Annotated in this window: 16 protein-coding genes; 9 read left to right on the top strand and 7 right to left on the bottom strand. The window is 71.7% G+C overall.

Annotated features, from left to right (window positions below; all coding sequences use genetic code 11):
- Window positions 1-3 precede the first annotated feature (3 nt).
- Both ACSDR0_RS13310 and ACSDR0_RS13305 read right to left on the bottom strand, forming a co-directional pair.
- Window positions 4-1,347: a hypothetical protein gene (locus ACSDR0_RS13310; RefSeq protein WP_435289082.1), complete on the bottom strand. Its 1,344-nt coding sequence runs from the start codon at window positions 1,345-1,347 to the stop codon at window positions 4-6.
- 311 nt (window positions 1,348-1,658) lie between these two features.
- Complete coding sequence (locus ACSDR0_RS13305) at window positions 1,659-2,201, bottom strand: gamma carbonic anhydrase family protein (RefSeq protein ID WP_435289081.1); 543 nt, start codon at window positions 2,199-2,201, stop codon at window positions 1,659-1,661.
- Between the two features lie 140 nt (window positions 2,202-2,341).
- On the opposite strand from ACSDR0_RS13305, the gene ACSDR0_RS13300 reads away from it, so the two are divergent.
- Window positions 2,342-3,760, top strand: a complete 1,419-nt coding sequence (locus ACSDR0_RS13300) for a hypothetical protein (protein WP_435289080.1) — start codon at window positions 2,342-2,344, stop codon at window positions 3,758-3,760.
- Window positions 3,761-4,022: 262 nt separating this feature from the next.
- Here ACSDR0_RS13300 and ACSDR0_RS13295 read toward each other — a convergent pair whose 3' ends face one another.
- From ACSDR0_RS13295 to ACSDR0_RS13275, 5 genes are all read right to left on the bottom strand, one after another.
- On the bottom strand, window positions 4,023-4,253 hold the full coding sequence (locus ACSDR0_RS13295) for a hypothetical protein (protein ID WP_435289079.1): 231 nt from the start codon (window positions 4,251-4,253) through the stop codon (window positions 4,023-4,025).
- A 126-nt stretch (window positions 4,254-4,379) separates the two neighbouring features.
- Entirely contained in the window at window positions 4,380-5,132 is a 753-nt protein-coding gene (locus ACSDR0_RS13290; RefSeq protein WP_435289078.1) for a GntR family transcriptional regulator, read from the bottom strand.
- 150 nt (window positions 5,133-5,282) lie between these two features.
- Window positions 5,283-5,825: a VanZ family protein gene (locus tag ACSDR0_RS13285; RefSeq protein ID WP_435289077.1), complete on the bottom strand. Its 543-nt coding sequence runs from the start codon at window positions 5,823-5,825 to the stop codon at window positions 5,283-5,285.
- Between the two features lie 330 nt (window positions 5,826-6,155).
- Window positions 6,156-6,869: a dienelactone hydrolase family protein gene (locus ACSDR0_RS13280; protein ID WP_435289076.1), complete on the bottom strand. Its 714-nt coding sequence runs from the start codon at window positions 6,867-6,869 to the stop codon at window positions 6,156-6,158.
- Between the two features lie 120 nt (window positions 6,870-6,989).
- Entirely contained in the window at window positions 6,990-7,748 is a 759-nt protein-coding gene (locus tag ACSDR0_RS13275) for an IclR family transcriptional regulator (protein ID WP_435289075.1), read from the bottom strand.
- A 73-nt stretch (window positions 7,749-7,821) separates the two neighbouring features.
- On the opposite strand from ACSDR0_RS13275, the gene ACSDR0_RS13270 reads away from it, so the two are divergent.
- From ACSDR0_RS13270 to ACSDR0_RS13235, 8 genes are all read left to right on the top strand, one after another.
- Entirely contained in the window at window positions 7,822-9,276 is a 1,455-nt protein-coding gene (locus ACSDR0_RS13270) for a 2-hydroxymuconic semialdehyde dehydrogenase (protein ID WP_435289074.1), read from the top strand.
- Complete coding sequence (locus ACSDR0_RS13265) at window positions 9,269-10,066, top strand: 2-keto-4-pentenoate hydratase (protein ID WP_435289073.1); 798 nt, start codon at window positions 9,269-9,271, stop codon at window positions 10,064-10,066. The genes ACSDR0_RS13270 and ACSDR0_RS13265 overlap by 8 nt, the downstream gene beginning before the upstream one ends.
- 112 nt (window positions 10,067-10,178) lie before the next feature.
- On the top strand, window positions 10,179-11,120 hold the full coding sequence (locus tag ACSDR0_RS13260; protein ID WP_435289072.1) for an acetaldehyde dehydrogenase (acetylating): 942 nt from the start codon (window positions 10,179-10,181) through the stop codon (window positions 11,118-11,120).
- Entirely contained in the window at window positions 11,117-12,130 is a 1,014-nt protein-coding gene (gene dmpG, locus ACSDR0_RS13255; protein WP_435289071.1) for a 4-hydroxy-2-oxovalerate aldolase, read from the top strand. The genes ACSDR0_RS13260 and dmpG overlap by 4 nt, the downstream gene beginning before the upstream one ends.
- A complete protein-coding gene (locus tag ACSDR0_RS13250) occupies window positions 12,127-12,930 on the top strand; it encodes a 2-keto-4-pentenoate hydratase (RefSeq protein ID WP_435289070.1) in 804 nt (267 codons plus the stop codon). The genes dmpG and ACSDR0_RS13250 overlap by 4 nt, the downstream gene beginning before the upstream one ends.
- Window positions 12,927-13,349: a RidA family protein gene (locus tag ACSDR0_RS13245; RefSeq protein ID WP_435289069.1), complete on the top strand. Its 423-nt coding sequence runs from the start codon at window positions 12,927-12,929 to the stop codon at window positions 13,347-13,349. Before ACSDR0_RS13250 ends, ACSDR0_RS13245 begins: the two co-directional genes overlap by 4 nt.
- Window positions 13,346-13,861 carry a 3-hydroxyanthranilate 3,4-dioxygenase gene (locus ACSDR0_RS13240; RefSeq protein WP_435289068.1) on the top strand — a complete coding sequence of 172 codons (516 nt, stop codon included), beginning with the start codon at window positions 13,346-13,348 and terminating at the stop codon, window positions 13,859-13,861. Before ACSDR0_RS13245 ends, ACSDR0_RS13240 begins: the two co-directional genes overlap by 4 nt.
- Window positions 13,862-13,864: 3 nt before the next feature.
- On the top strand, window positions 13,865-14,836 hold the full coding sequence (locus ACSDR0_RS13235; RefSeq protein ID WP_435289067.1) for an amidohydrolase family protein: 972 nt from the start codon (window positions 13,865-13,867) through the stop codon (window positions 14,834-14,836).
- Window positions 14,837-14,881 lie beyond the last annotated feature (45 nt).

The raw sequence follows: 14,881 nt of genomic DNA, 5'->3' as shown, positions 1-14,881 counted from the left end.
GTGTCAGAAGTGCCGGGGGTAAGTTCCCGATACGCCTGGGGCGGGGTCGTCGCGCTCGTGCGTCAGCCGATGCACGACCGCCGAGGCCGTCGCGAATCCGCGCTCCGGTATCTCGGTCCCCGTGAGGCGGCACCACGCGAGCCCGGTGGCGTAGGCGGCGCCGAGCAGGGCCGCCGCCGCGGCCCGGTCCGGCGGGTGGAGCGCCGGGGGCAGCTCGCCCGAGCGCGGCCAGCACCCCCGCAGCGGGTGCGAGGCGTCGGTGAGCACCACGTGGAGGATGTGCCGCAGCTCGGGATCCAGCCACGGGTAAAGACCGTCCGCCGCCCTGGGCGCGAAGGCCGACAGGTCGGCGGCGAGCAGCGAGGCGGCCACCGCCCGGGGGTCGGCGCCCATCGGGGCGAGGAAGCCCAACGCCTGGACCAGGTCGTAGAGCGCGTGCTGGAAGTACTCGCCGGGCGAGGCGTCGGGCAGCGTCATGTGGGGCGGGCAGCGCGAAAGCCACGCGTGCCGTACGGCGTCGTCGCCCTGGTGGGCCACGGCGGGATCCTGGCAGGCCCGGCGGAGCAGCGGCTCGACCATGGACAGCAGGGCGTCGGCCCTCGGCCTGAACCTCGGGTCCTCACGCACCACGGCGGCGGTGTCGGCCATCAGCGCGACCAGCCGCAGGCCCGCCTCCGGGTGCCCGGCCCTGACCCGCTCGCCGTACAGCGCGACCAGGTCGCCCAGCGAGGTGGGCGGCAGCCAACGGACCCACTCGTCGCCGGGAAGCGGGCGGGCCAGGAACTCCCCGAACATCGACAGCAGCACCTCGTTGCCGTCGAAGGCGGGGGCGTAGGCGCACCACATGAGCGTGCCCCAGATCGTGGCGACGGGACTGGCCACCTCCCCGGCGAAGAGCCCGGCGAACGGCCCGCTGATCGGGAAGTCCTCCCTGCGCCTGCCGCGCTGGGCGATCAGCAGCTCGCGGACCCGCTCGGTGATCTTGTACGGCACGTCGGGACCGACGAACCCCTGGACCGACCCCCGGTCGGCGGCGAAGTCGGACCCGGCCGGGATCAGGTGCGGCATGATCATCGAGGTGACGTGGATCACGTGCGCCGCGGCGCGGAAGTCCCGGTCGGCGGGGGGAGCGGTCAGGTACCAGCGGCCGTCGGCCGGGTCCTGGCGGTACCACCGGGCGTGCGCGCCGAACAGCCAGCGCCCGCCGTCCGGGGTGGCCAGGGTGCGCTGCGCGATGGCCTGGGCGCGCGCGAGCGGCGGCAGCGTCACCCACCGGTGGTCGGCGACCATGGTCCGCACGTCGTTCTCGATGGCGTCGAACCCATCCCACTGCCACATGCCGGTCATCGGCATTCCGGGGCGAGGGCCCATGACCTGCGTCACGGACGGGCTGCCCCTGCCTCCCTTCGGTCAAGGTCGTGCCAGGCCCCGCGATCCCCCGATCGGGCCTTGCACGATCGTAAGGCTCTCCCCGCCGCCGCGTCGGGGGGCGTGCGGTGCGGCCGGGGGCCGGGGGATCCCGAGACGCCCGGACACCCGGGCGTCCGGAGCGTTCGGACCTTCAGGTTTCCGGACGTCCGGTCACCGAGGCCGCCCAGGTCACCGAGCTCGTTCAAGGTCGCCCGGGTCGTTCGGGGCGTTCGAGGTGTCGGTGCCGCTCAGGCCGGCGGGAGGGCGGTCGCGGCCCGGTGACGGGCCGCCTTGGCGATGTAGCCGTCCGGTGTACGGGCGAACGAGGCGCGGTCGTCGTCCGTGAGCTCACGGACGATCTTCCCGGGGACGCCCGCGACGAGCACCCCCGCCGGGATCCGCTTCCCCGGCGTCACCAGGGCGCCCGCCGCGATCAGCGATCCCGCGCCGATCCTGGCGCCGCCCAGCACGATCGCGCCGATGCCCACGAGCGCGCCGGTCTCCACGTGGGCCCCGTGCACCATGGCCTTGTGCCCGAGGCTCACCCGGGGCTCCAGCACGGCCGGCTCACCCGGGTCGGCGTGCAGGCAGCATAGGTCCTGGATGTTGCACTCCTCCCCGACCTCGATGTCCTCGTCGTCGCCGCGCAGGACCGAGCCGTACCAGACGTTCGCGGCACGGCCCAGCCGTACCCTTCCGACGACCACCGCTCCGGGGGCGATGTAGGCGTCCGGATGGATCCGCGGGATCGCGTCGCCGTCGAGGGCGGCGATGTAGGGCTTGGCGTTCATGAGGACGATGGTACGAGGGGTCGGTCTGTCCGGTATTTCCGCAAGCAGGTGGGGCGTTCCGGTTGCGGACTTGGGCAGTAAGCAGGAAAGTCGTCTCCTGACGTCTCCTTTCCCGCCACACGACCTCCACGGGCAGTGCCATGACAAACCAGCACGACAGCTTTCCCGACCTGATGCATGAGGACTCGTTCGAGGTCGTCATGCGCGGCTACAGCCGTCGTCAGGTTCACGACTACATGGACCGCCACCGCCACCAGATCCGCGACCTGGAGGAGCGGCTCGGGCGCGCGATCGACCAGGCCGAGCAAGGCCGGATCGAGCTCGCCGAGGTCCGCAGGAGGCTTTCCGACGCCCCGCAGGACTATGACGAGCTCGGCCAGAGGCTCAGCCAGATCCTGAAACTGGGCGAGGAGGAGGCCACCTCCAAGAAGCAGGTCGCCGAGGCCGAGGCGATCAAGCTTCGCGACGACGCGATCATGGAGGCCGAGCGTCTGATCACCTCCGCCCGAGACCGGGCCGAGGGCATACTGAACGCCGCGCAGCAGGAGGCCGAGCGCCGGGTGGCCGAGGCCACCGCCGCCGCCGAGCAGATGCTCTCCCAGGCCGGCAACGACGCGGAGGAGACGCTCAACGCGGCCCGTGCCGAGTCCGAGGAGACCCTGCGCGGCGCCCGTACCGAGGCCGACCGGATGGTCACCTCGGCGAGGAACGAGGCCGAGCGGACGGTCCAGGAGGCCCGTGCCGAGGCCGACTCCACGCTGGGCGCCGCCCGCGCCGAGGCGGAGGCGACCGTCCTGGCCGCCAACACCGACGCGCACTCCACCCTGTCGACGGCCCAGCAGCGCGCCGCCGCCCTGGACGAGACCACCGGCCGCCGGGTCGTGTACCTCACCGACACCCACCACGAGGTCATGCGCCGCCTGCACGAGATGGGCGCCGTCCTGGGCGACCTGCTCCACCGCGAGGGCGTGGCCGGGCCCCTCGTCGACGAGAGCTCCGTGCTCCCCCCTGCGCGCATCCAGGCCGCGCTGGCCGCCCCCGTCGCCGATTCCGCACCCGTCACCGGTCCCGAGTCCGTCACCGGTCCCGAGTCCGTCACCGGTCCCGAGTCCGTCACCGGTCCCGAGTCCGTCACCGGTCCCGTTCCCGTCACCGCACCCGAGTCCGGTCCCGCTTCGGTCGAGGCTCCCGACAAGGCTCGGAGCGCGTCCGACGCGGGGGATGACGCCGCACCCGACGGCGCATTCGACGGCGCGGAGGCGCCGTCAGGACAGACCGGGCACTCCCGCCGCGCCGGATCCGAGGACGCGCCCAAGGACGCGTCCGAGGACGCGCGGGACGCCGGGTTCGACGGCTCGGCCGACCTGGAGTCCGTACGCGTGATCGTGGACGACGACGCCCCCACCGGCGCCGCGGATGAGCGGCGTGGCCGCGACGACGACCGTTCCGATGAGACGCATGTCGAGGTGTACGACGACCCCGCCGACGCGACCGACCTCGGCCCGGCCGCGGGGAAGGCCGGGAGGAACGAGGAGAAGTACGCCGCCCCCAGGAAGTAGGCGGGTGAGCGAATCGTCCCGCTGGAGGCGGTGAGCGGGCTCGCGCGGTTCTGGAGGCGTCGCGCGGGGTCGTGGAGATCCGTGGCTCCGCGTGGACCGGAACGGTCCGGAGCGCTCGATGTGGCCCGGGGAGCCGGGAGGGCCGGGAGCGGTGCGGAGATCAAGCGGAAGCCCCCGCCCCCGATAGGGTCGGGGACTTCCGCGATTGGGGGCCCGGCGCCGGGACCGCATCGGATCCGCTCACCCCGGCACCGGGCGGTCTTCAGGTGTCCGTCCTCGGCTCCGTGTCGCCGGAACGTTCCTGCTGGTCGAGTAGCTGCTCGCGCAGCCCTTCCGGATCGTCCGCGTCGATGGTCATCGCGCAGCCGACGTCACGCTGGGCGGAGGTCAGCGGGTGGTGGCGGGTCGCCCACCACCTGCCCGCGTCGCTCCGCCAGATCGTCCAGTCGGGGAACTCCCGGGCGATTTCAGCGAGATGTCGGTCGAAAGACATCCGTGCACCTTCCCCGCGCCCAGGCCCGTCTTTGCGACGTTCCACCTCTGACGGTGAGGCACTTCTCTAGAGAAATCAATGATCGCGAGGGACAGGTCAACCTATCGGTTGACGGATGGCCTTGATCTATGAGTCGAAGTCGTACTGAAGTACGTAAGAGGCGGCATCGAGGACCATCTCGTTGACCTCGACGGCGACGCCGTCGGCGGTGCGGGCGACCCGGGCGATCACGATGACCGGGGTGCCCGCGGGGAGGTCAAGCTGGATGGTCTCGTGGGGGTGGGGCATGCGGGCCCGGATCTCCTCGGTGAAGTGCGCCGGGGCGTGGCCGAGCTCGCCGAGGCGCGCGTAGACGCCTCCGGGGCCCGTGTCCTCTCTCGTGATCGCGGTTCCCTCGACCAGGGCGGCGGGGAAATGGGAGACCGACAACTGCACCGGCCGTTCGTCCACGGAGTAGCGCCGCCTGCGGACCCACACGTCGGAGCCGCCCAGCACCCGGGCCACGGCGTCCTCGGCGGTCTCCCGGTCGATGTCCACCTCGTCCACGGTGTAGGGGCGGCCCCTGGTGTCGGAGTCCCAGATGGCCTCACCGCGTCCCCACTGGTCGTGGGAGAGCCGCCGGGAACCGTGTCGCCTGATGGGGCGGAACTGCCTGACGTACACCCCCGACCCGCGTTTGGGGACGGCCAGTCCTTCGTTGATTAGTACGGACAGGGCCTGCCTGGCGGTGGCACGGGCTATGCCGTGTCTCGCCATCAGGGCGTTCTCGCCCGGAAGCCGATCCCCGTCTCGGAGATCGCCGGACAGGATCGCTTCGCGAAGCCCGTCGGCGATGCGCCGATAGATCGGGGGCTCGGGAGGTACCGGGGACTGCTGCACGTTCGATCACCCTCTGTCACCAACCGGGTTTGGCGTCTCCAGAGAACTTGCCCCGCCTTGTCCACGATCGCACAGATACGGAGGTTGGTATCGTGCTTCTTTTGGGAGGATCGTGCCCGTGTGGCGATCTTAAAGAGTTTTCCCGGTCCGTTACTGTGGAACGGTCCGGGCCGGTATTCGGACGGCCCACCACCGGCGTGTGACGACCGCGGCCAGCACGGCCCCCGCCGCGTTGACGATCACGTCGTCGACGGAGCTCACCCGCCCCAGGCGCAGGGCGTACTGGAGGACCTCCACGGTGAGCGACGCCCCGGCCGCCACGGTCGCGATCCGGGCGAGTGACGCGAACTGCGCCGAACGGACGGGAAGCATGGCCCCGAGTGCCGCGAACACCAGAAGGTTCCCCCCGACCTGCACGAACGCCGCCTGTCCCGGTCCGTGAAGGGTCGCCCACAGGTCCGCGAACGGGACGAGGCTGACGCCCGAGACGCCTGCTCCGGGGGTGAGGATCATCCAGATCCAGGGCGCGGTCCCGGCCACCGCGACCACGTCGGCCAGGGCGGTGCGCGCGGGGAGGGGATGACCGGCGCGGGCGCGCCGGAGGGCCGGCAGGCGGACGGCCACGACGACCGCGGGGACCGCCAGGAAGGCCGTCAGAACGATGTTCCCCCACTGCTGCCACGCCTGGTGCATGAGGCAATGATGCGGTGCGCGAAGGCCCGCCGGGCGGCCTCCGAGGTTACGAGAAGGTGACCTTCAGGCAAGGGTCCTCATCGGGCGCCTCCTCGGGCGCCGGACCTGAATGGCCTCGCCGCACGACGCCTCACCGCGCGTCGAAGGACCCTCCGCGCCCGCGGACACCTCCACGACGCCTCACCGCGCGTACGGAGGTTCCGCCTGCCCATGGACGCCCCTGCGAAGTCTCACCGCGCCCACGGACACCCCCACGAAGCCTCACCGCCGTACGGAGGCTCGCCCGCGCCCGCGGGCGCCCCGACGACGCCCACGGAAGTGTGAGGCGCCTCAGGGCAGGGAGGACGGGGCGAGGTTGCGTCCGAGGAAGTGCACGGCCCGGTCCCAGGCGGCCCGCGCGGCCTCCGGCTGGTGGAACTGCGGGGCCTCGTGGTTGTGGAAGGCGTGCCCGGCCTCCTCGGCGACGTACATCTCGACGTTCGACCGCCCGGCCGCGGCCTTCTCCACCACGGAGACCCGCTCTCGCGGGATGTAGGGGTCGGAACCGCCGAACACGAACAGCAGCGGGCAGGTGACCTTCTCCAGCATGCCCGCGGCGTCGGGCACGGCGGATCCGTAGAACGACAGGACCGCGTCCACCTCGACCGTGGCCGCGAGCAGGTAGGCGATCGAGCCTCCCAGGCAGAATCCGACCACCCCGGCCCCGCCCTCCGCCTCGGGCAGTCCCCGCAGGTGCGCCAGGGCCACGGCCGAGTCGGCCACCCCGTGGGGGACGTCGAACGTGGAGGCCATCTCGATCGACAGGGCCGTTCCGGCCTCGTCGTGGCCGGACACCCAGTTGGGCCGGATCCGCCAGAACAGGTCGGGGGCGCCGACGACGTACCCGAGCGCCGCCAGATCCTCGGCGACCTTCCTGATGTACGGCCCGACCCCGTAGATCTCCTGGATCAGCAGGACGACCGGGCCCCGGCCGGCCGGGGGCAGCCACAGATGCAGGTCGAACGAGCCGTCGGCGACGGTGACCGTCTCGGTGCGAGTTTCCACGGGATCCTCCTGCTGATGTATGGCGACCTGATGTACGGCGACCTGGCGTATGGCGACGAACGGCCAGTGAACCGCATACCCGTCGAACGCGGACAGATGTGCGGGCAGACGCAGGGGCCGTCAGATGGTCCTGGCCAGGGCGCGGGAGATGCCCAGGGCGGCGGCCTTGACGGCCGGGGCCAGCCGGGTGGGCTGGAAGCGGGCCAGCGGCACCGAGACGGACAGCGCGGCCACGGCCACGCCGTCGCCGAATACCGGGGCCGCGATGCAGGCGCCGCCCAGCTGGGCCTCCTCGCGCTCGTAGGCCAGCCCCGCCGCCTGGATCTGGCCGAGGGCCTCCTCCAGGCGCCGGGGGTCGACGATCGAGTGCGGGGTCAACCGGCGCAGCGGGCGGCCGAGGACCTCGTCGATCAGGTCGGGCCCCGAGTAGGCGAGCAAAGCCTTGCCGATCCCGGTACAGGTCAGCGGGAGGCGCCCGCCGACGCGCGAGGGCAGGGCGAAGGTCTCCTGACCGCGGATCTTCTCGACGTAGACGACGTCGAGGCCGTCGCGCACGCCCAGGTGGACGGTCTCGTGGGTGGCCTCGTAAAGGTCGTGCATGAAGGGCAGCGCCGCGTGTCTCAGGTCGCGCTCCAGGGGCACGATGCTCCCGAGTTCGAAGAGGCGGCGGCCGAGATAGTAACCGTCCGGACGGCGGGTGACCGCGCCGATCGCGGCCAGCTCGGTGAGCAACCGGAAGGCGGTGGTCTTGGGCAGGTGGCAGCGCCCGGCGACGTCGGTCAGGCGCAGTGGTCCTCCCGTGGGACGGAACGCGTCGAGTACGAGCCAGGATTTCTCCAGCACGGACAGCCGATCGGGGTTCCGTTTCACGGAACACATTCTTGCCTACGAGCCACTCACGGCTCTATACCCGTACGTAGTGACCCTGAGGAGTACATCCCGAGGAGCAGTCTTGTATGACCAGGTGAACCACTTCATCGGTGGGGTGCCGGTCGCCGAGGGCGCGACGTTCGTCACCCACGACCCGGTGACCGGTCTGCCGGTGCGTGAGGTCCGCGAGGCGGACCAGGCCGTCGTCGACAGGGCGGTGGCCGCCGCCCGGGAGGCCCTTCCCGCGTGGGCGGCGCTTCCGGTGGCGGAGCGCGCCGCGTGGATGCGCCGCCTCGCCGACGCGATCGAGAAGCGGTTCGAGGACCTGGTGGCGGCGGAGATCGCCGACACCGGAAAGTCGGTCACCCAGACCCGCACCCTGGACATCCCGCGCGGCGCCGCGAACTTCCGGTCGTTCGCCGAGATCGCGGCCCAGCACCCGGAGGACGCGTTCCACCTGACGGACGTGCTGAGCTACACCGTCCGCAAGCCCCTCGGCGTGGTCGCGGTGATCGTGCCGTGGAACCTGCCGTTCCTGCTGGCGACCTGGAAGCTCGGCCCCGCGCTGGTCGCGGGCAACACCGTCGTGGTCAAGCCCTCCGAGCACACGCCGGGCTCGGTCGCGGTGCTCGCGGAGATCGCCGCCTCGATCGGCCTGCCCCCGGGCGTCCTCAACGTCGTGAACGGCTTCGGCGGCGGCTCCACCGGCCAGTTCCTGGTGGAGCACCCCGGCGTGGACGCGGTCACCTTCACCGGCGAGAGCCGCACGGGGTCGACGATCATGAAGGCGGTCGCGGACCGGGTCAAGCCCGTCTCGTTCGAGCTGGGCGGCAAGAACGCCGGGCTGGTTTTCGCCGACGCCGACCTGGACGCGGCCGTCGAGGGGAGCGTGCGGTCGGTCTTCACCAACGGCGGCCAGGTCTGCCTGTGCACCGAGCGGCTCTACGTGGAGCGGGCCGTCTTCGAGGAGTTCACCGCGCGGCTGGCCAGGCGCGCGGGGGAGCTGCGGTTCGGCCGCCCCTCGGACGAGGACGCCACGATGATGCCGATGATCTCCGCCGAGCACCGGGACAAGGTGCTCTCCTACTACGAGCTGGCCAAGAACGAGGGCGCCGAGATCCACGTCGGGGGCGGGGTGCCGCGCTTCGGCGACGACCGCGACGGCGGCTACTACGTCGAACCGACCGTGCTGACCGGCCTGCCGCACACCTCCCGGGTGAACCGGGAGGAGATCTTCGGCCCGGTCTGCCACATCGCCCCGTTCGACACCGAGGCCGAGGCGGTCGGGTTGGCCAACGACAGCGAGTACGGCCTGGCGGCGACCGTCTGGACCTCCAACCTGAGCAGGGCCCACCGGGTCGCCCGGTCGCTGGAGGCCGGGCTGGTCTGGGTCAACACCTGGTACCTGCGCGACCTGCGCACGCCCTTCGGCGGGGTGAAGCTGTCCGGCATCGGCCGGGAGGGCGGCACGCGCTCACTGGACTTCTACTCCGAGCCCACCACGATCACCATCAAGCTGGAGCCTGGACATGACTGAGTGGAGCGAGGCCACCGACGTGCACGCGGAGGCGGCCGACCGGCTGCTGGAGGCGGCCAGGAGCGGCAAGCCGTGCGCCCCGGTGCGCGAGACGCTGCCGAGCGGGAGCGCCGAGACCGGCTACGCCGTACAGGAGATCAACACCAGGCGGGCGCTGGACGAGGGCCGGAGGCTGGTCGGCAGGAAGATCGGGCTGACCTCCGCGGCGGTCCAGCGCCAGCTCGGCGTGGACCGGCCCGACTTCGGGATGCTCTTCGCCGACATGGCCTATCTCGACGGCCTGCCCGTGCCGACCGGACGCTTCCTGCAGCCCAGGGTCGAGGCGGAGGTCGCGCTGGTCCTCGGGGACGACCTGGAGGGCGGCCCGTTCACGGTCGCCGACGTCATCCGGGCGGTCGACTTCGCGCTGCCCGCGATCGAGATCGTCGACAGCCGCATCGCGGGATGGGACATCACGCTCGTCGACACGATCGCCGACAACGCCTCCAGCGGCGCGTTCGTCCTCGGCAACACCCCGGCGAGCCTGCGCGGCCTGGACCTGCGCCTGGCCGGGATGACCATGAACCGGCGCGGGCAGGAGGTCTCCACCGGCGCGGGGGCGGCCTGTCTCGGGCATCCGCTCAACGCCGCGGTCTGGCTGGCCGACGCGCTGGGCCGTACGGACTTCCCGCTGCGCGCCGGGGACGTCGTGCTCACCGGCGCGCTCGGCCCGATGGTCGACGTCGAGCCGGGCGACGCGTTCGAGGCCCACATCGAGGGCCTCGGCTCGGTCAGGACGGTCTTCTCGTGAAAGCTCACGGACCCCGTCCACTCGCGGAACTCGCGGAACTCGCGGAACTCGCGGAACTCGCGGAACTCGCGGAACTCGCGGAACTCGCGGAACTCGGGAAAGCGGTCCTCTCGTGAAAATCGCCATTATCGGTTCGGGGAACATCGGCACCGACCTGATGTTCAAGGCACTGCTGTCGGAGAAGGTCGAGGTCGTCGCGATGGCGGGCATCGACCCCGACTCCGACGGCCTGGCCCGTGCCCGCCGCCGAGGGGTCGCCACCACTCACGAGGGCGTCGAGGGGCTGGTCGCGCTGCCCGGGTTCGCCGAGGTGGACGTCGTCCTCGACGCGACCTCCGCAGGCGCGCACCGGCACAACGACCGGGTGCTCCGGGCGCACGGCAAGCGCGTCATCGACCTGACCCCCGCCGCCGTCGGCCCGTACGTGGTGCCCACGGTCAACCTGGACGCCCACCTCGCCGAGCCGAACCTCAACATGGTCACCTGCGGCGGGCAGGCCACGATCCCGATCGTCGCGGCGGTCGCCTCGCGGGTGCCCGTCCGGTACGCGGAGATCGTCGCCTCGATCTCCTCCCGGTCGGCGGGGCCCGGCACGCGGGCCAACATCGACGAGTTCACCGAGACGACCTCCCGGGCGATCGAGCGGGTCGGCGGGGCGGCGAAGGGCAAGGCGATCATCGTCCTCAACCCGGCCGAGCCGCCGCTGATCATGCGCGACACGGTCTACTGCCTGGTGGACGAGTGCGACGAGACGACCGTGGCGGAGGTGGCGGGCGCCGTGCTGGAGATGGTGGCGCGGGTCAACGACTACGTGCCCGGCTACCGGCTCAAGCAGGACGTGCAGTTCGAGACGGTTCCCGCCGGGGAGCCGCTCCCCGACGGCACCCGCGACGGCGGCGTCAAGGTGACCGTCTTCCTGGAGGTGGAGGGCGCCGCCCACTACCTGCCCGCCTACGCGGGCAACCTCGACATCATGACCTCCGCCGCGCTGCGCACGGCCGAGCGCCTGGCCGAGCTGTCGGACCGGGCCGTGGACGCGGAGGTGGACGCGTGAAGCTGTACGTGCAGGACGTGACACTGCGGGACGGGATGCACGCCATCCGGCACCGCTACACCGTCGCCCAGGCCGCCGAGATCGCCGCGGCCCTCGACGCCGCCGGGGTGGCGGCCATCGAGATCGCGCACGGCGACGGCCTCTCCGGGGGCAGCTTCAACTACGGAGCGGGCGCGCACACCGACGACGAGTGGATCGAGGCGGTCGCCGGGGCCGTGCGGCGGGCGAGGCTGACCACCCTGCTGCTGCCCGGCATCGGCACCATCGGAGACCTCAGGCGCGCCCACGCCCTCGGCGTCACCTCGGTCAGGGTCGCCACCCACTGCACCGAGGCCGACATCTCCGCCCAGCACATCTCCACCGCGCGAGAGCTGGGGATGGACGTGGCGGGGTTCCTGATGATGTCCCACATGGCCCCCGCCGAGGAGCTGGCGCGGCAGGCCGCGCTCATGGAGTCGTACGGCGCCCACTGTGTCTACGTGACCGACTCCGGCGGCCGGTTGACCATGGACGGGGTCAGGGAGCGGGTCAGGGCGTACCGCTCGGGGCTCGACGAGGGTACGGAGATCGGCATCCACGCCCATCACAACCTGGGGCTGGGCGTGGCCAACTCGGTCGTGGCGGTGGAGAACGGCACCTACCGGGTGGACGCCTCCCTGGCGGGGATGGGCGCGGGGGCGGGCAACTGCCCGATCGAGGTGTTCGTCGCGGTGGCCGACCTGATGGGCTGGGAGCACGGCTGTGACCTGCACGCCCTGATGGACGCGGCCGACGACCTGGTCAGGCCGCTGCAGGACCGGCCGGTCCGGGTGGACAGGGAGACGCTGACGCTCGGCTACGCGGGGGTCTACTCCAGCTTCCTGCGGCACGCGGAGGCGGCCTCGGCGCGGTACGGGGTCGACACCCGGACCATCCTGACCGAGGCGGGCCGCCGCGGGATGGTGGGCGGGCAGGAGGACATGATCGTGGACATCGCGCTGGACCTGGCACGGACGGGGGAGCGGTCATGACCGACCCGCACAAGCTCGCCGCCGTCCTGGACGAGGCCGCCCGCACCGGCCGCGCGGTGCCGAGGCCCGAGCAGGACTACGGCGTGGCCGACGCCTACCGGGTCCAGGAGGAGCTGATCCGGCTCCGCCTGGAGCGGGGGGATCGGCTCGCCGGGGTGAAGCTGGGCTTCACCAGCGAGGGCAAGCGCCGCCAGATGGGCGTGCACGACGTCATCTTCGGCCGGGTGCCGGAGTCGTCGGCCATCCTCGACGGCTCGTACGCGGATATTTCGAGATATATCCATCCGAGAGTGGAGCCGGAGGTCGCCTACCTCATCGGGCGGCGCATCGCGTCGCCGGGCGACGCGCTCGCGCCCGGTGCCATCGCGGCCGTCGCGCCCGGCATCGAGGTCATCGACTCGCGCTACGAGGACTTCAGGTTCTCGCTGCCCGACGTGATCGCCGACAACACCTCGGCCGCCGGGTACGCCGTCGGCCCCTGGCAGCCGTACGACCCGTCGCGGTGGAACCTGGGCGTCGTCCTGGAGATCGACGGGCGGGTGGTCCACGCCGGATCGACCGGCGCGATCCTGGGCGACCCGCGCAGGGCCCTCGCGGAGGCCGCGCGCCTGGCCCTCCAGGCGGGGGTGGTCCTGGAGCCGGGCTGGGTCCTCCTCGCCGGCGCCGCCACGCCCGCCGAGCCGCTCGTGCCCGGCGCGCGGGTGCGGGCCGAGATCCAGCACCTGGGCTCGGTCTCGTTCACCGCCTCCGCGCCGGAACCCGCTTCGGGGGCTTCAGGGGCTTCGAGGGAGGAATCATGAGCGACGGGCTCGTCGTCGCGGGGAAGGCCACGCCGCGAGGAAGGTTTCCGCACGTCAAACGGGCGGGAGACTTCCTGTACGTGTCCGGGACCAGTTCGCGCAGGCCCGACAACACGATCGCGGGAGCCGAGGCCGACGAGTTCGGCACGGTCACGCTCGACATCGCCGAGCAGACCAGGGCCGTGATAGAGAACATCGGCGACATCCTCAGGGCGGCGGGCGCCGATCTGAGCGACCTCGTCCAGATCACCACCTACCTGGTGAACATCAATGACTTCGGCGGATACAACGCGGTCTACGCGGAGTACTTCGACGAGACCGGCCCGGCACGCACCACCGTGGCCGTCCACCAGCTGCCCCACCCGCACCTGCTCATCGAGATTCAGGCCGTGGCCCACCGACCGGAGGAACGCCAGTGATCCCGCCCATCGACTTCACCAAGTGGATCGACGAGCACGCCCACCTGCTCAAGCCGCCGGTGGGCAACAAGATGGTCTTCGAGGGCTCCAGCGACTTCATCGTCATGGTCGTCGGCGGCCCGAACGCGCGGACCGACTTCCACATCGACCCGTACGAGGAGCTCTTCTACCAGATCCGCGGCAACATGCATGTCAACGTCATGACCCCCGAGGGGCCGGAGACCGTGCACGTGCGCGAGGGCCAGATGTGGCTGCTCCCGCCGAACACGCCGCACTCGCCGCAGCGGCCCGAGGAGGGGTCGGTCGGCCTGGTGGTGGAGCGGATCAGGCCGGAGGGCGTGCTGGAGAGGTTCCTCTGGTACTGCCCGGAGTGCAGCGGCGTGGTCCACGAGGTCGAGCTCCAGGTCCGCGACATCGTGACCGACCTGCCGCCGATCTTCCAGGCGTTCTACGACGACGAGAAGGCGCGCACCTGTGAGAACTGCGGCACCGTCCACCCCGGCAGGGGATAGCCGTTGATCGTCGACGTGCACACGCACCACGTCCCGAAGGGCTGGCCCGATCTCGGCTGGCCGGGGGCGCCCAGGCTCAGGATCGACTCCGAGCGGGAGGCCATGATCCTGCTCGGGGACCGGGAGTTCCGCCGGATCGCCGACGACTGCTGGAATCCCTCGGTCCGCCTGGAGCGGATGGACGCCGACGGGGTGGACGTCCAGGTCGTCTCGCCGACGCCGGTCTTCTTCTCCTACGAGCGCCCGGCGGCCGAGGCCGTACGGGCCGCGAAGGTGTTCAACGACCTGGCGCTGGAGATCTGCGCCTCCGAGCGGCTGGTGCCGTTCTGCCAGGTGCCGCTCCAGGACCCCGACCTGGCCTGCGCCGAGCTGGACCGGTGCCTGGCCTCCGGGCACGCGGGTGTCGAGATCGGCAACCACGTCGGCGACCGCGATCTCGACGACGAGGGAGTCGTCCAGTTCCTCCAGCACTGCGCCTCGGTGGGCGCGCCGGTGTTCGTCCATCCCTGGGACATGGCGGGAGGCCCCCGGCTGGAGCGCTGGATGGCGCAGTGGCTGGTCGGCATGCCCGCCGAGACTCACCTGTCGGTGCTGGCCCTGATCCTGGGCGGCGTCCTCGACCGGGTGCCCGAGACGCTGCGCCTGTGCTTCGCGCACGGCGGCGGCTCGTTCGCCTTCTGGCTCGGCCGGTTCGAGAACGCCTGGCACCGCCGCGCCGACCTGGTCGGGGTCTCGGAGTTTCCCCCGTCGCACTACCTCGACCGGTTCAGCGTGGACTCGGTCGTGTTCGACGAGCGGGCGCTGCGGCTGCTGGTCGACACGATGGGCGAGGACGGGGTCATGCTCGGCTCCGACTTCCCCTACCCGCTGGGCGAGTCGCCGGTGGGCTCGCTGATCCGCCGGGCGGACTTCCTCTCCGACGCCGCCCGCGCCAAGCTGCTCGGCGGCAACGCCATCAGGTTCCTCGGACGCTGACGCCTGATCGCCGGTCCGGAATGCTATGAAATCCGGCATTGACGG

Origin of the sequence: Streptosporangium sp. G11 (genome assembly GCF_051192615.1) — a bacterium.
Taxonomy (GTDB): domain Bacteria; phylum Actinomycetota; class Actinomycetes; order Streptosporangiales; family Streptosporangiaceae; genus Streptosporangium.
The sequence above is the reverse complement of the archived record's forward strand: the minus strand, read 5'-3'. Positions and strand labels throughout refer to the sequence as shown.

Coding starts and splice junctions, on each gene's coding strand:
- ACSDR0_RS13310 (WP_435289082.1), bottom strand. CDS start 1,347: ATGACCGGCATGTGGCAGTGGGATGGGTTCGACGCCATCGAGAACGAC.
- ACSDR0_RS13305 (WP_435289081.1), bottom strand. CDS start 2,201: ATGAACGCCAAGCCCTACATCGCCGCCCTCGACGGCGACGCGATCCCG.
- ACSDR0_RS13300 (WP_435289080.1), top strand. CDS start 2,342: ATGACAAACCAGCACGACAGCTTTCCCGACCTGATGCATGAGGACTCG.
- ACSDR0_RS13295 (WP_435289079.1), bottom strand. CDS start 4,253: ATGTCTTTCGACCGACATCTCGCTGAAATCGCCCGGGAGTTCCCCGAC.
- ACSDR0_RS13285 (WP_435289077.1), bottom strand. CDS start 5,825: ATGCACCAGGCGTGGCAGCAGTGGGGGAACATCGTTCTGACGGCCTTC.
- ACSDR0_RS13275 (WP_435289075.1), bottom strand. CDS start 7,748: ATGTGTTCCGTGAAACGGAACCCCGATCGGCTGTCCGTGCTGGAGAAA.
- ACSDR0_RS13265 (WP_435289073.1), top strand. CDS start 9,269: ATGACTGAGTGGAGCGAGGCCACCGACGTGCACGCGGAGGCGGCCGAC.
- ACSDR0_RS13250 (WP_435289070.1), top strand. CDS start 12,127: ATGACCGACCCGCACAAGCTCGCCGCCGTCCTGGACGAGGCCGCCCGC.
- ACSDR0_RS13245 (WP_435289069.1), top strand. CDS start 12,927: ATGAGCGACGGGCTCGTCGTCGCGGGGAAGGCCACGCCGCGAGGAAGG.